The sequence below is a fragment of the Streptomyces sp. NPDC107575 genome, assembly GCF_055657265.1.
This window is the reverse complement of record NZ_JBVKBG010000009.1, coordinates 29,733-44,397: the sequence shown is the minus strand read 5'-3', so window position 1 is coordinate 44,397 and position 14,665 is coordinate 29,733. Positions and strand designations below refer to the sequence as shown.

The following is a 14,665-nucleotide window of genomic DNA, read 5'->3' as shown; positions in this document are numbered from 1 at the left end:
GTAACGTCGCAACCATGAATGCCCGTCAGACCGCACCCGGCGGCCTCGCCCTGATCGAGGCCCTGGTGAACACGCTGCTCGACATCACGACGGGCGAGGACGCGCTGGACCGGGCCGAGGAGCGCGAGCGCTTCGGCATCGCGGCGGCCGAGGTCGACGACGCGCGAGAGCTGCGCGAGTCGCTGCGCGCGGTGTGCCTGGCCCACGCGGGCCATCCGCCGCACCGCACCGTGACCCCGCTGAGCGAGCTGCTCGCCCCGGTCCCGCTGCGGGTGGTCGTCGACGGGCGGGACGGCGCGGCGAGCCTGGTCCCGGTCGACCCGAAGTCGCTGGCCGGGCGGGTCGCGGCGGCCATCGCCGAGGCGCGCGGCGACGGCACCTGGGCGCGGCTCAAGGCCTGCGAGGCGGCCGACTGCCACTGGGCGTACTACGACCGGAGCCCCGCGGGCCGCGGTCGCTGGTGCGACATGGCGGTCTGCGGGGCCCGGGCGAAGATGCGGCGCTACCGCGCCAAGTAGTACCTCGAAGAAGGGTTACGCGGACGGGCGGCCCATCGCCCGGTACGTCCACCCGGCGGCCCGCCACAGCGCACTGTCCAGCGCGTTGCGGCCGTCCAGGAGGACCGGGCTCGCGGCGACCTTGGCCAGCTCCGCCGGGTCCAGCTCGCGGAACTCGCGCCACTCGGTGAGGTGCAGCACGATGTCCGCGCCGCGCACCGCCTCGAGGGCCGAGTCCGCGTAGCCGAGCGTCGGGAACACGCGCCGCGCGTTGTCCATGCCCTTCGGGTCGTAGACCGTGACCTGGCCGCCCTGGAGGTGGATCTGGCCGGCGACGTTGAGGGCAGGGGAGTCGCGTACGTCGTCGGAGTCCGGCTTGAAAGTAGCTCCGAGGACAGCCACCCGCTTGCCCAGGAACGCGCCGCCGCCGAGCGCCTCGCGGGCCATCTCGACCATCGCGCCGCGGCGCCGCATGTTGATGGAGTCGATCTCGCGAAGGAACGTCAGCGCCTGGTCGGCGCCCAGCTCACCGGCGCGCGCCATGAACGCGCGGATGTCCTTCGGCAGGCAGCCGCCGCCGAAGCCGATCCCGGCGCGCAGGAACTTGTGCCCGATCCGCTCGTCGTAGCCGATCGCTTCGGCGAGCTTCGCGACGTCGCCGCCGCCCGCCTCGCAGACCTCGGCCATCGCGTTGATGAAGGAGATCTTCGTGGCGAGGAAGGAGTTCGCCGAGGTCTTCACCAGCTCGGCCGTCGGGTAGTCCGTCACGATGAACGGCGTGCCCTCGGCGAGCGGCTTCGCGTACACCTCGCGCAGCAGCTGCTCGGCCCGCTCGCTGTTCACGCCGACCACGATGCGGTCCGGGTGCAGCGTGTCGTTCACGGCGAAGCCCTCGCGCAGGAACTCCGGGTTCCAGGCCAACTCCGCGTGCTGCGGCAGCAGTTCGGTGAGGCGGGCCGCCGAGCCGACCGGCACGGTCGACTTGCCGACGACGAGCGCGCTCTCCTTCAGGTGCGGCGCGAGCGAGGCGAAGGCGGCGTCGACGTAGGACATGTCGCAGCCGTACTCGCCGTGCTTCTGCGGCGTGTTCACGCACACGAAGTGCACGTCGCCGAACGCGCCGGCCTCGGCGAAGTCCATCGTGAAGCGCAGCCGGCCGCTCGAACCCTCGAACCCCTCGACGTGCCGGCGCAGGAGGTCCTCGAGGCCGGGCTCGTACATCGGGACCTCGCCCCGCGTGAGCATGTCGATCTTCTCGGGCACGACGTCCAGGCCGAGCACCTCGAAGCCGAGCTCGGCCATGGCTGCGGCGTGTGTCGCGCCGAGGTAGCCGGTGCCGATCACGGTGATCTTGAGGGCCATATCGGGGGGCTCCAGAGGTGTGGGTGCTTCAGGGCGCTGCCGAGCATAGCCGTGGCATGTGGAGGCGCCTCACCGGGCAACTTCACCGTTGTCGCATAGCTCACGTATCCGCGCAGTGGGCCGCGACCTAAGATTCGGGTTACTTAACGGTAATTAGCATCAGTAAAAGCGTGGCTTGGAGCGTGAGAGACCTTGGCCGGATCGGCTGACTTCGACCTGTACCGCCCGTCCGAGGAGCACGACATGCTCCGCGAGACGATCCGCGCGCTGGCCGAGGCGAAGATCGCCCCGCACGCCGCGGCCGTGGACGAGGAGGCGCGCTTCCCGCGCGAGGCCCTCGACGCGCTCACGGCCTCGGACCTGCACGCCGTGCACGTCCCCGAGGAATACGGCGGCGCGGGCGCCGACGCGCTCGCCACGGTCATCGTGATCGAGGAGGTGGCGCGCGTCTGCTGCTCGTCCTCCCTGATCCCCGCCGTGAACAAGCTCGGCTCCCTCCCCGTGATCCTCTCCGGCTCCGAGGAGCTGAAGAAGAAGTACCTGGGCCCGCTGGCCAAGGGCGACGGCATGTTCTCGTACTGCCTGAGCGAGCCGGACGCCGGTTCGGACGCCGCGGGCATGAAGACCCGCGCGGTGCGCGACGGCGACTCCTGGGTCCTCAACGGCGTGAAGCGCTGGATCACGAACGCCGGCGAGTCCGAGTACTACACGGTCATGGCGGTCACGGACCCCGAGAAGCGCTCGAAGGGCATCTCCGCCTTCGTCGTCGAGAAGTCCGACGAGGGCGTCTCCTTCGGCGCCCCGGAGAAGAAGCTCGGCATCAAGGGCTCGCCGACCCGCGAGGTCTACCTCGACAACGTCCGCATCCCCGCCGACCGCATGATCGGCGCCGAGGGCACCGGCTTCGCCACGGCGATGAAGACCCTCGACCACACCCGCATCACGATCGCCGCGCAGGCGCTCGGTGTCGCGCAGGGCGCCCTCGACTACGCCAAGGGCTACGTCCAGGAGCGCAAGCAGTTCGGCAAGCCGATCGGCGACTTCCAGGGCATCCAGTTCATGCTCGCGGACATGGCCATGAAGATCGAGGCCGCCCGCCAACTGACCTACGCAGCCGCCGCCAAGTCGGAGCGCGGCGACAAGGACCTCACCTTCCAGGGCGCCGCCGCCAAGTGCTTCGCCTCGGACGTCGCGATGGAGGTCACCACGGACGCCGTCCAGCTCCTCGGCGGCTACGGCTACACCCGCGACTACCCGGTCGAGCGCATGATGCGCGACGCCAAGATCACCCAAATCTACGAGGGCACGAACCAGGTCCAGCGCATCGTGATGGCGCGCAACCTGCCGTAACACCCCGCACGCCGAAGGCCCCTGATCACCCGCACGGTTCAGGGGCCTTCGTGCGTCCTGCGCAGCACCAGGCACGCGAAGCCGAAGGAGTGGCGGTAGGTGCGGAGCCATTCCGTGCGGCGTTCGGTGACCAGGGCCAGGAGTTCGGGGCTGTCGGTGTCGAGGGCGTGGTTCGCGACGGAGCCGAGCCAGGACCATTCGTACGCGTCCAGCTCGTGCCGCGTGCTGAGGTGCGCCGCGACCGGGGTCCAGCCCGCCTCGGAGACCTTGTCGAGCGTGGTCGGCAGGTCGGCGAAGTCGCCGAGCATGTCGACGGCCTCGGGGGAGGGGGCGGCCTCCCAGTAGCCGTCGCCGATCAGGGCGCGGCCGCCCGGGGCCAGGTGTGCGCGGGCCGCTTCGAGGGTGGGCAGCAGGCCGCCGAAGGCGTGCGCGGCGCCGACGCTGAGCACCGCGTCGTACGGCTTCTCCGGCACGAGGTCCTCGGCCGCCTTGTGGTGCAGCGTGAGCCGGTCGGCCACGCCCGCCGCCTCCGCCCGCTCGCGCGCCTCCGCCAGCGCGCCCTCGTCCAGGTCGATCCCCTCGGCCCGGACGCCGGGCCGGTCGGCGAGGGCGCGCAGCAGCCACTCGGCGGGGCCGCAGCCGAGATCGAGGACGCGCTCGTCGCCGCGCGGCAGGGCGTGCCGCAGCAGCTCACGCACGGAGTCGTCGCCGAGCGGGGCCTTGATGGGGTGGTCGGTGTGGGCGATGCGGGAGATCTCTTCGCGATCCATCGGCGCAGAGTGTCAGGAGCGGGGGCCCGCCGCATCACCTTTTGTGACTTCCGGCAGCGCCGCGAGGTAGCCGCCGTCCACGGGCAGGCAGACCCCGTTGACGTACGAGGAGGTGGGGCCGGCCAGGAAGGCGACGACGTCGGCGATCTCTTCCGGGGAGCAGAGGCGGCCGAGCGGGTAGTCGGCCTCGACCCGGGCGCGTGCGACCGGGTCGCGCCAGCGGTGGGCATTGCGCTCGACGGGCACGAAGCCCGGCTCCACGACATTGGTGCGCACGCCGAGCGGCCCCCACTCGGTGGCCGCCGCACGGGCGAGCGCGCCAAGGCCCGCCTTCGCGACGGCGTACGGCGCGCAGTCGGGCGCCGCGCCGTGCGCGTGCACCGAGCCGACGAGGACCACGGAGGCGGGACCGCCCGAGGGCTTGCGTCGCACCAGCTCGGCGGCCGCCTGCCAAGCGGAGACGAGCCCGACGTCGAACACCTTGTGCCACTGCGCCGGGGTCAACTCCCCGAGCGGCGCCCGCAGTTCGTGCAGCAGTGCGTGCACCAGCACGGCGGGCGGCTCGGGTGCGGCGTCGAAGGCCTGCGCGAGGGTGGCCGGTTGGGTGGCGTCGGCCTCCAACGCGGCGTAAACGCCTGGGAGTTGACGCACCGCCGGGTCCAGGTCGACCGCGACCACATGCGAACCGCCGGTGGCGAGCCGGGCGACGATCGCCCGGCCGACCCCACCGGCGGCACCGAGTACGACAGCGGACGTCATGACGACATCCTGGCCCGAGAGCCTGCGAACAGGCAGTCAGTCGCTGGAGACCGTGACCTTCTCGTCGTTGTTGAACTGGTCGACGAGCTGCTTGACCTTGGCCTTGTCCCACAGCAGATTGCCGCCGACCGAACCGCTCGTCGGCATGTTCATGGACTTGCCGTCGCCGCCGTTGACCGACTTCATCGCCAGGAACATCTTGCCGAGCGAGTACAGGCTCATGTCCTTGTCGACGGTCAGCGAGTCGAGGCCCGCTCCCATCGTCGGGTACAGCGTGAACGGGTTCAGGACCGTCCCGGGTGAGGACACCTTGTGCGCGAGCGCCCCGAGGAACTGCTGCTGGTTCTTGGTGCGCTGCAGGTCGGACTGGGCGAAGGCGTGCCGCGTACGGACGAAGGCGAGGGCCTGCTGGCCGTCCAGGGTCTGCTTGCCCTTCTGGAAGTCGGCCCCGGACCACTTGTCCTTGAAGCCCTCCTTCAGGTTCATCTCGACGCCGCCGACCGCGTCCACGATGCTCGCGAAGCCGCCGAAGCCGATCTCCGCGTAGTGGTCGATGTGCAGCCCGGTGTTGGCCTCGACGGTGCGCACGAGCAGCGTCGGGCCGTCCTCGGAGTACGCGGCGTTCAGCTTCGTCTGGCGCCCGGTGGCCGGGTACGTCTTGCCGGACTCGGCGCCCTTGTACGAGGGGATCTCGACGTTCGAGTCACGCGGCAGCGAGACGAGGGTGTCCCCGTTCGAACCGACGTGCAGGATCATCATCGTGTCCGTGCGCTTGCCCTCGGCGGAGCCGGTGTGCAGCTTCTTCTTGTCCTCGGCGGACATGCCCTCACGGCTGTCGGTGCCGACGATCAGGTAGTTCGTGCCGTCGCCCGCCTCGGGCCGGTCGATGACCTTCGACAGGTCGACGTCGCGGTGCAGCTTGGAGTCGGCCCAGAAGTACGTCCCGACGCTCGCGACGACCAGCACGACGACCACGGTGATGACGGTCCGCTTGATGCGCTTGCCCCAGTTCGGGGGCCGCACGGGGCGGCCGGTCGGCGGCCCGTAGTCGCCGCCGTCGTCGAAGCCGCCGCCCCGGCCCCGGCCGCTCGGCTGGCCGTAGACCTGGCCCGTGTTGTACCCGTCGTTGTACGACTGGTCGTACCCGCCGCCGTCGTACGGGGGCGGCGGCTGCTGCGGCACGGGCCGCTGCACGTGCGGCATGACGCGGGCACCCTCCGGGCGCGCGCTGCCGCTGCCACGGCCGTATCCGCCGCGGCCCGCGCCGCCCTGCCTGTCGCTCCGCCCGTCGGGCCAATCATTCATGGGCTCAGTGTGCCGTGCTCGAATACGTGCCTTACAAGCCCTGAAGGGAAATCGCACCAGTGCTGTTGCAGAGCTAACACAATCGGCGCGCGCATAAGGTTGGTGGCATGACAGACCAGGCCCACGGCGCGGAATCGGATATTCCGGGCAAGCCGACTTCCGCTTCCCGCACGACGTTGTCGCACATCATGACGCACAACGACACCAATCTCCTCGGCACCGTGCACGGCGGCGTGATCATGAAATTGGTGGACGACGCGGCGGGGGCCGTGGCCGGCCGGCACTCGGGCGGACCTGCGGTGACGGCGTCCATGGACGAGATGGCGTTCCTGGAGCCCGTGCGCGTGGGTGACCTGGTGCACGTGAAGGCGCAGGTGAACTGGACGGGGCGCACGTCGATGGAGGTGGGCGTGCGGGTCCTCGCCGAGCGCTGGAACGAGTCGACCCCCGCCCAGCAGGTCGGCTCGGCCTATCTCGTCTTCGCGGCGGTCGACGCGGACGGCAAGCCCCGCACGGTCCCCCCGGTCGAACCCGAAACCGACCGCGACCGCCGCCGCTACCAGGAGGCCCAGATCCGCCGCCAACACCGCTTGGCCCGCCGCCGCGCGATCAAGGAGCTGAGGGCGCAGTCAGGCGACGAGTGATCCAATCGAGCTCGGCAATTCAAGCCCCGCCGGCGATTGAGGCGCGGGGCATGGGGCAGAGCCCCAAATCAAGTCCCTGCGGCGATTGAGCAGCGGGGTCCGGGGCAGAGCCCCGCGACCGCAACCCCGGCCCAGCTCACCCGCACACGACCTGGTCCCCGGTAACCGCCCCGTACGACCCCGAATCCGCGTCCTGCGCCCGCACCGCCCGAACACCCCCATAGTCCGCCCCGGCGACAACCTTCAACGTCGGCCCGAGCCCGTCCACCGCCTCCATCTCCGCCCCCGGCAACGCCGCCGCCAACGACTTGGCCGACCGGTCCCACCCCGGGTCGTACAGCACGGTCGTCCGCTTCGCCGTGCGGTCGTCCGCGTTGACGGGCGCCCCCGTCGTCCGGAACCCCGTCTTCTTCAGCGCGGAGTCGACCTTCTTGCCGAGCCCCGCCGACGCCGTCCCGTTCTCGACCTGGACCCGGATCTCGCTCGGCGCGACATCGACCACGGCCGGCCGCTTCGCCTTCGGCCGGTGCGGCGAGAGCGGCTTGTCCTCGCGCAGCGACTTGAACAGCGCCGCCGACTTCTTGTCGTCCCACTTCACCGTGGAGCCGATGTTCGGCACGGGATAGCTCATGTTCCCGATCGGCACGGTCGTGAACTCCGACGACGACGGCGAGAAGTTCCGCATCGCCCGCGCCAGGTCCACCATCTCGTCCGACCCGAAGCCCTTGTCGGCGCGGACCGAGCTGAGCAGCGTACGGGCGACACCGCGGAACCGGACCGGATTGAGCAGCACGCCCGACGACGTCGCCTTCGAGATCAGCGCCGCCATGAACCGCTGCTGGCGCTGCATCCGGCCGAGGTCCCCCGCGCCGTCCAGATGCCGGGCCCGTACGTACTGCAGCGCCTCCCCGCCGTTCAACTGGTGGGTGCCGGCGCCCAGGTCGAGCCCCGTGTAGGAGTCCTTGAGCGGGGTGTCCGTGCAGATGTCGACGCCGCCGAGCTCGTCGACCGTCTTCATGAAGCTGGTGAAGTCGACCTCCAGGTAGTGGTCGAGCTTCACCTTCGTCATGTGCTCGACCGTGCGCAGCGTCAGCTGCGGCCCGCCCTCCGCGTACGCCGCGTTCAGCTTCACGGGGTGCTGGTGGTGCTTCTCGCCGCTGTTCTGGTCGGTGTGCGCCGGGATCTCCGCGTACGAGTCGCGGGGGAGGGAGACGACGGAGGCGCGCTCGTGGTTCGCCGAGATGTGCACGATCATCACGGTGTCCGTGCAGTGGCAGGGCGCCCCGCCGAGCTTGTACTTCTGGCGCTCCTCGTCGCTGATCTTGTCGCGGCCGTCCGTGCCGACCAGCAGCACGTTCATTCCGTCGCCCGCGGCGGGACGGTTCTTCATGTCCTTGAAGGGGTCGATCCGGTGGATGCCGGAGTCGATGCCGGAGACGAGCGCGTGCCCGACGCCGGCCGCGGCGAGCACCGTCACCGAGAGCGCCGTCGCCACCCGCATGGCCCACCGCGACTTCTTCCTGAGCGGCGACCGTCCTGGCCCGCGGGCCTGCCCGTGGGGGCGGCCCGGCCGCTGCGGACGGTCGGGGGAGCGGGGCGGCGTGGGCACCGGGGGACACCTCCGCGACAGTGGGCGTGGGACGCGAGCACAGTAGGCCCATACGATCTGCTGCCCACGGCAGCGACTCGGCGGCGCGCGCCCGTGTCCCCCATTAGCGGTAACGTGACCCGCGATGAACGCAACCGCCAACTCTGTCACGCAGCTCCCGGCCGTCTCCGTGATCATGCCCATCCTCAATGAGGAGCGGCACCTGAAGGAGGCCGTCGAGGCGATCCTGGCGCAGGAGTACGACGGCGAGATGGAGGTCGTGCTCGCCCTCGGCCCCTCCACCGACCGTACGGACGAAGTCGCCGCGCGGCTCGTCGCCGAACACCCCAAGGTGTCCACGGTGCCGAACCCGACGGGCCGCACCCCCGCCGCCCTGAACGCCGCGATCAAGGCCTCCCGCCACCCGGTCGTCGTCCGCGTCGACGGCCACGCCGCGCTCTCGCCCGGCTACATCGCCACCGCCGTCCGCCTCCTGGAGGAGACCGGGGCGATGAACGTCGGCGGCATCATGCACGCCCAGGGCACCAACGCCTGGGAGCAGGCCGTCGCCGCCGCGATGACCTCGAAGATCGGCGTCGGCAACGCCGCGTTCCACACGGGCGGCGAGGCACAGCAGGCCGAGACCGTCTACCTGGGCGTCTTCCGGCGCGAGGTGCTGGAGAAGCTCGACGGGTACAACGAGGAGTTCATCCGCGCCCAGGACTGGGAGCTGAACTTCCGGATCCGTGAGTCCGGCGGCCTCATCTGGTTCTCGCCCGACCTGCTGGTCGACTACCGGCCGCGGCCGAGCGTCAGGGAACTCGCCAAGCAGTACCGGAACTACGGCCGCTGGCGGCACGTCGTCGCCCGCTTCCACTCCGGCTCGATCAACCTGCGCTACCTCGCCCCGCCGACCGCCGTGTGCGCGATCGCGGCGGGCGTCGTGGTCGGCGCCGCCCTCACGCCGTGGGGCTTCGTGATCCCCGGCGGCTATCTCGCGGCGATCGTCGCGGGCTCGATCCCGGCGGGCAAGGGGCTGCCGCTGAAGGCGCGCGCCCAGATCCCCGTCGCGCTCGCCACGATGCACATGACGTGGGGCTGGGGCTTCCTGACCAGCCCGAAGTCGCTCGCGAAGAAGGTCATCGCCTCGCGCAGGCCGGCCGTGCCGCAGGAGCCCGCGGTCAACTGACCGTCAACTCTTCGACGGGGCGCGGGAGTTCACCTCCCGCGCCCCGTTCTCGTAGCAGCCGATGCGCTACCAGGTGTAGCCCTGCTCCACCTTCATGCACGTGGAGTCGTCCGCGCCGTTCTGCGTCTGCTCCTTGTCCAGGGCCTTGCCCGCGTCCTCGTCGTCCGTGGACTTCGGGTACGCGGTGCCCGTCTTCCAGTCGGCGCCCACGATCAGCGTCACGCCGGACACCTCCGTCGACTCCTGCACCGAACTCAGCGGAATCCCCAGGGACTTGGCCACCGCCTGCGCGTCGCCCTCCAGGTCGCCCGACGGATAGCGGATCACCGTCCTGTCCTCCACGAGGGACTGCGCCTGGTCGGCGACCGCCTGCGTGAAGCCCTTGGCGGTGAGCGCCTGCGCCACCTGTGCGGCCCGCCCGGGCGCCGCGGGTGTCGTCGCCGTACGCGTGCCGTTGCGCACCTGCACCGCGATCCTGCCGTCGGCCGCGGGCGGATCGTCGGACGTCTCGTCCTTCGGCTTCTCCTTGTCGGCCTTGTCCTTGCCGTCGAGCGCGATGTCGTCACGGAGCAGCCGCCACAGCGCGTCGGCGTCCTTCTCCTTCGGCACCACGCGCGCGCCCTCGTAGACGAACGGCATCGTCGTCATCGTGATCCGCTTGGGCGCGGGCCGCTTCAGCTCGTTGCTCAGGTCGTACAGCTTCTTGACCGTGTCGAGGCCGTCGTCGACGCTCAGCGCGTCCGTCGCCTTCTCGGCGAGCGTGCGCAGCTTGCCCGGGTGGCTGAACGTCGCGTTCTCGCGCAGCTCGCGCACCATCGAGCTCATGTACATGTGCTGCGCCTTGGCGCGCGCGATGTCGCTGCCGTCCTCGAAGCCGTGCCGGGTCCGCAGCCACTGCAGGGCCTGCTCGCCCTTGACGGACGTCGTGCCCTTCTTCAGCTTCAGGCCCGAGCCCTCGCCCGAACTGTTCCGCGAGTAGACGTTGGCGTTGACGCAGACGGGTACGCCGCCGATCGCGTCGGCCATCGACACGACGCCCGAGAAGTCGACCATCATGTAGTGGTCGATGTGGATGCCGGTCAGCTGCTCCCACGTGGCGACCGTGCAGCCGGGGCCGCCGCGGGCCAGCGAGGAGTTCACCATCTGCCGGGAGACCGTCGCCTCGTACACCTCGCCGGACTCCGGGTCGGTGCACTGGGGCAGCCGGGTCAGGGTGTCGCGCGGCATGCTCACCACGGACATGTTGCTGCGGTCGGCCGACAGGTGAAGGAGCATCTGCACGTCGGCCAGCGGGGCGGAGCCGACGCTCTGCTTGTGCCCGCCGAGCTTCAGGTTCTCCTTGGTGTTCCGGCTGTCGGAGCCGATCAGCAGGATGTTCAGCGGGCGCTGGCCCGCCGCGTTCGGCGTCGGTTCGGGAACCTTGTGCTCGCCGAGGTTGAGCTTGCCGGTCTTGAGGTTGCCGTTCAGGTGCCGGTAGTAGAGGTATCCGGCGCCGGCCGTGCCGATTATCAGGAACGCGAGGATGCTCGCGGTCCAGCGCAGTATCCGTCGTCTGCGGCGGCGCGGCCGGACGGCCGCCCGCTGCCTGCTGCGCGCGGTGCGGCCGCGACTGTCCGCGTCACCGCCCGCCGCGTCCTCGTACAGGCTGTCGTCCCACCCCAGGTCGGACGCCTGGTCCGGTGGTTCGCCCCGCCCGGCAGGCCGCCGTGTGCGCTCCCCACGCACAGTGCCTCGCCCCATGTCCTACCCCGCCCTCCCCGCGCTGTGACAGCGGCTCGGCCGCCCACTGTCACTTGCTTAGACAGTCAACAGGCGGCAGAGGTTGGTCACTTGGCGCACACAGCCTTGTCCGCTGTTGTCTTGTCGACCTCCGGCGCCTTCGCCGAGGCTCCGTCGACGGGTGTCCCCGCACCCTTGAAGTCACCGCCGAGGATGAGCGTCATCGCCGGCAGCCCCTGATCGTTCTTCTCGCTCTTGCCTTCCTTCAGCGCGGACGCCGGAAGGCCCATGATGTCCGCGAGCCGCCGGGCCTGATCGGCCTGGTCCGGCGCGTACTCGAGGCTCGTCTTCGCCTGATTCGGCTTGTTGCCCATCTGGCTCGACTTCAGTACGCCCTCATTGTTCTGCAGTTCCGTGAGAGTTTCCTGAGCGGCGCCCGTGCGGCCACTGCCGTTGTAGATGTTGACGCGGACCGCGGAGGCGGCGGACTTGGGGCCCTTGAGCTTCGCGTCCTGCTTCTCCTTCTGCTTCTTCTTCGTCTCCGTGAGCGACACGTCGTTCTTGATCGCGTTGAAGACCGGCGGCCCGGCCGTCGGGTTCACGACGACGGTCACCGGCGTCGGCTCCGCCGGGTTGTCGATCACGGGCACCGTCGTGAACGACAGGTTCTTCGGCGGCACCTTCCTGATCTCAAGGGCCAGGTCCTTGAGGCTGTTCAGGCTGCCGATGCCCTTGTCGACGGTGAGCGCCTTGGTGGCCGCCTCCGCGAGGCTCGTCAGCTTGCGCGGGTTGGTGAGCGTGTCGCTCGAACTCATCTTGCGCGCCAGCGAACCCAGGAACTGCTGCTGCACCTTGATCCGGTCCAGGTCGCCCTGGTTGCCGAAGCTGTGCCGGGTGCGCAGGAAGGCCAGCGCCTGCTCGCCCTGCAGATTGTGCGTGCCCGCCGACAGCTTGAGGTGCGAGTCCGGGTCGTTGACGTCCTTGGCGACACAGACGTTGACCCCGCCCACGGCGCTGGACAGCGTCTTCACCGCGTTGAAGTCCGCCATCATGAAGTGGTCGACGGTGATGCCCGTGACCGCCTTGACGGTCTTCATGACACAGCCGGCGTCGCGGTCGGACTGCCCGAGGCTGGTGTTGAAGCGGCTGTTCGGCGTGCCCTGGATGGTCTTGAGCGAGCCGTCCTTCTGCTTCACCTGACAGTCCGGCACGTCCACGACGAGGTCGCGCGGGATGCTCAACGCCGTCGCGTTCGTACGGTCCTTGGAGACGTGCAGCAGCACGTTCGTGTCGGCGTGGCCGACGCTGCCCTTGTCGCCGTAGCCCTCGTTGCCCTTGCCGGTGCGCTTGTCGGTGCCCATGACGAGGATGTTGATCGCCTCGTCCTTGGCGAAGCCGTTCTTGGCGCCGACCACGTCCTGCGAGGTGATGTTGCCGTTGAGGTGCTCCCAGTACCAGTAGCCGACCCCGGCGCCCACCAGGACGACCATGGCCATGCCGCCGGACGTCCAGAGCAGGATCTTCTTGGCCTTCGACTTCTTCTTCGGCCGCGAACGCCGCCGGCCGGGGCCCTGTTCCTGCACCGACGGCGCCTCGCGTCGTCTGCGCTGCGGAGGAACGTCGCGCCTGCCGCCGCCCTGCGGGCTGCCGCGGCGCGGACCGTCGCCGCGCGGTGCGGCGCGGCGGGGGCTCGGCACTCCCGACTGCCCAGCGGAGGGGGTCAGTCGCAGTTCGTAGTCACCGGTGTGGGGGTTGAGCACCCACTGATCTGCGGGGTCGATGTTCTCAGCCCGCCCACGGCCTTGCGCGTCCACGGTTGTCTGTGTCCTCCGTCGGGGCCACGCGGCGCCCCACCCCCCTTAAAAGCGGGCGCCCGGTCAAGTCGGTCAGTAGTGCGCGACCGGGCTCGCAAGCATGGCCGGGTGCACCGGATCGCTCACACTATCCGCCCAGTTCAGCGTCAAGCGAGGACGGTGACAAATTCCACTCCCCTACAACTGGGCAATCCGGACCATTTCTTTGAACCTGTGAGTCAGCTGATGACCACAGCTTTACCCAGGGGCGGTTGAGGCGCCGTCCGGGCGTCCGGTCTCAGCCGCAGGAGGCCGGCCCCGCCGTGTTGCCGCGGAAGGTGGGGGCGGGGGAGGCGCCGGGCCCGTGGGCGGGGGAGCGGGGCTTCCCGTCACTCGTCTCGTCGCTCGACTCGTCGCCGTCGTACGTGCCGTATTCGTCGGATCCTTCGTATTCGTCGTACCCGTCGGAGTATTCGTCGGATTCGCCGTTCGTGCCGGATTCCTCCTGCGCGCCGTACTCCTCGTCCGCGGGCGGCTGTTCGGCCACCTTCACGGGGGTGTCCTTGCGCAGCTGCGTGAACAGCCGCTCGGCCGCGGGCTGGACGAGCTGGTCCCGGTTGGCGTTGTAGGCGTACGACTCGCGGGGCACCGTCAGGAACCGGACGTGCTCGGCCGGGATGTTCCGCATGCCGCGCACCAGGTCGTAGAGACCGCGCAGGCTGGCGAGCCCGGGGTCGGTGGTCAGCGAGGAGGTGGCGGCGTCGAGCACGGGGTAGAGCCGGGTCGGGTTCAGGAGCACGCCGTTGCTCTGCACCTTTTTGACGAGCGCGCCGAGAAAGCGCTGCTGACGGTCCATCCGGTCGGTGTCGCTGCCGTTGCCGAGGCTTTTGCGGGCCCGTACGTAGCCGAGGGCCTGCTCGCCGTTCAGATGGTGGGTGCCGGCGGGCAGCCGCACATGCGCGTCGTCGTCGTCGATCGGCCGCTCCAGGCACACCGTGACACCGCCGACGGCGTTCACCATGTCCTTGAACCCGTCGAAGTCCACGACCATGTGGTGGTCGACCCTGACCCCCGTCATCTTCTCGACCGTACGGATCGTGCAGGCCGAACCGCCCACCTCGAAGGCGTAGTTGAACATCGCGAACATCGCGTCGTGCTGCTTGCCGTCGGCCTGTCGGCAGGCCGGCACGTCGGTCATCAGGTCGCGCGGGAACGAGACGGCCGTCGCGCTCTTCCGGTCCGCCGCGACGTGCAGCAGGATCGTGGTGTCGGAGCGCTGGGTGCCGTCGTTGCGGCCGTACTTCCCGTTCTTGCCCGCGCGCGAGTCGGAGCCGATGAGCAGCAGGTTCTGCGCGCCCTCGGCCAGCACGGTGGGCCGTTCCTTCTCGTAGCGCGCGAGCTCGGCGGCGGTGTCGGTGTCCTCGGTGATGTTCCCGTTGAGCCTGTCGTACGCGATCCAGCCGACGCCGCCCGCGACGAGCACCAGGAACGCCGCGCAGATCGCCGAGTACCGCAGCCATCTCCTGCGCCGCCTTGCGCGCCCCGCGCCGGTGGGCGTGGAGCCGTGGGCCGGCCCGGGGTCCGGGGGCGTGGCAGCGGAGTCGGTCACGTACAGGTCCCCCTCTGGAAACGTAGGCGTACCTACGACCATGGACCTTGCAGGGCGACCGGGCCGGGGGAGCTGAGCCG

General features: G+C 70.1%; 12 protein-coding genes. 4 read left to right on the top strand and 8 right to left on the bottom strand.

Annotated elements, in window-relative coordinates; all coding sequences use genetic code 11:
• Positions 1 to 14: 14 nt before the first annotated feature.
• Positions 15 to 518: a CGNR zinc finger domain-containing protein gene (locus tag ACZ7L4_RS36360; protein ID WP_472109304.1), complete on the top strand. Its 504-nt coding sequence runs from the start codon at positions 15 to 17 to the stop codon at positions 516 to 518.
• 15 nt (positions 519 to 533) lie between these two features.
• On the opposite strand, the gene ACZ7L4_RS36355 is transcribed toward ACZ7L4_RS36360, so the two are convergent.
• Positions 534 to 1,859, bottom strand: a complete 1,326-nt coding sequence (locus tag ACZ7L4_RS36355; RefSeq protein WP_472109302.1) for a UDP-glucose dehydrogenase family protein — start codon at positions 1,857 to 1,859, stop codon at positions 534 to 536.
• 192 nt (positions 1,860 to 2,051) lie between these two features.
• Here ACZ7L4_RS36355 and ACZ7L4_RS36350 point away from each other — a divergent pair, with 192 nt between their 5' ends.
• A complete protein-coding gene (locus tag ACZ7L4_RS36350; RefSeq protein WP_472109300.1) occupies positions 2,052 to 3,209 on the top strand; it encodes an acyl-CoA dehydrogenase in 1,158 nt (385 codons plus the stop codon).
• A 38-nt stretch (positions 3,210 to 3,247) separates the two neighbouring features.
• On the opposite strand, the gene ACZ7L4_RS36345 is transcribed toward ACZ7L4_RS36350, so the two are convergent.
• Genes ACZ7L4_RS36345 through ACZ7L4_RS36335 form a run of 3 tightly spaced genes read right to left on the bottom strand, consistent with a single transcriptional unit; the run spans position 3,248 to position 6,043 of the window.
• The gene (locus ACZ7L4_RS36345; protein WP_472109298.1) at positions 3,248 to 3,979 is read right to left on the bottom strand and encodes an SAM-dependent methyltransferase; all 732 of its coding nucleotides are present in this window, start codon (positions 3,977 to 3,979) and stop codon (positions 3,248 to 3,250) included.
• 12 nt (positions 3,980 to 3,991) lie between these two features.
• Complete coding sequence (locus tag ACZ7L4_RS36340; RefSeq protein ID WP_472109296.1) at positions 3,992 to 4,738, bottom strand: SDR family NAD(P)-dependent oxidoreductase; 747 nt, start codon at positions 4,736 to 4,738, stop codon at positions 3,992 to 3,994.
• Between the two features lie 36 nt (positions 4,739 to 4,774).
• Complete coding sequence (locus ACZ7L4_RS36335; protein WP_472109294.1) at positions 4,775 to 6,043, bottom strand: LCP family protein; 1,269 nt, start codon at positions 6,041 to 6,043, stop codon at positions 4,775 to 4,777.
• Positions 6,044 to 6,150: 107 nt separating this feature from the next.
• On the opposite strand from ACZ7L4_RS36335, the gene ACZ7L4_RS36330 reads away from it, so the two are divergent.
• Complete coding sequence (locus ACZ7L4_RS36330; protein WP_450818123.1) at positions 6,151 to 6,687, top strand: acyl-CoA thioesterase; 537 nt, start codon at positions 6,151 to 6,153, stop codon at positions 6,685 to 6,687.
• A 136-nt stretch (positions 6,688 to 6,823) separates the two neighbouring features.
• Here the strand turns inward: ACZ7L4_RS36330 and ACZ7L4_RS36325 are convergent, their stop codons facing one another.
• Positions 6,824 to 8,296 carry an LCP family protein gene (locus ACZ7L4_RS36325; protein WP_472109292.1) on the bottom strand — a complete coding sequence of 491 codons (1,473 nt, stop codon included), beginning with the start codon at positions 8,294 to 8,296 and terminating at the stop codon, positions 6,824 to 6,826.
• Between the two features lie 124 nt (positions 8,297 to 8,420).
• Here ACZ7L4_RS36325 and ACZ7L4_RS36320 point away from each other — a divergent pair, with 124 nt between their 5' ends.
• The gene (locus ACZ7L4_RS36320) at positions 8,421 to 9,464 is read left to right on the top strand and encodes a glycosyltransferase family 2 protein (RefSeq protein WP_450817384.1); all 1,044 of its coding nucleotides are present in this window, start codon (positions 8,421 to 8,423) and stop codon (positions 9,462 to 9,464) included.
• 66 nt (positions 9,465 to 9,530) lie between these two features.
• Here the strand turns inward: ACZ7L4_RS36320 and ACZ7L4_RS36315 are convergent, their stop codons facing one another.
• The 3 genes from ACZ7L4_RS36315 to ACZ7L4_RS36305 all read right to left on the bottom strand — a co-directional run bounded on the left by ACZ7L4_RS36315 (position 9,531) and on the right by ACZ7L4_RS36305 (position 14,585).
• A complete protein-coding gene (locus ACZ7L4_RS36315; protein ID WP_472109290.1) occupies positions 9,531 to 11,204 on the bottom strand; it encodes an LCP family protein in 1,674 nt (557 codons plus the stop codon).
• An 86-nt stretch (positions 11,205 to 11,290) separates the two neighbouring features.
• Complete coding sequence (locus ACZ7L4_RS36310) at positions 11,291 to 12,997, bottom strand: LCP family protein (RefSeq protein WP_472109288.1); 1,707 nt, start codon at positions 12,995 to 12,997, stop codon at positions 11,291 to 11,293.
• A gap of 277 nt (positions 12,998 to 13,274) precedes the next feature.
• The gene (locus ACZ7L4_RS36305) at positions 13,275 to 14,585 is read right to left on the bottom strand and encodes an LCP family protein (RefSeq protein ID WP_472109286.1); all 1,311 of its coding nucleotides are present in this window, start codon (positions 14,583 to 14,585) and stop codon (positions 13,275 to 13,277) included.
• Positions 14,586 to 14,665: the final 80 nt, after the last annotated feature.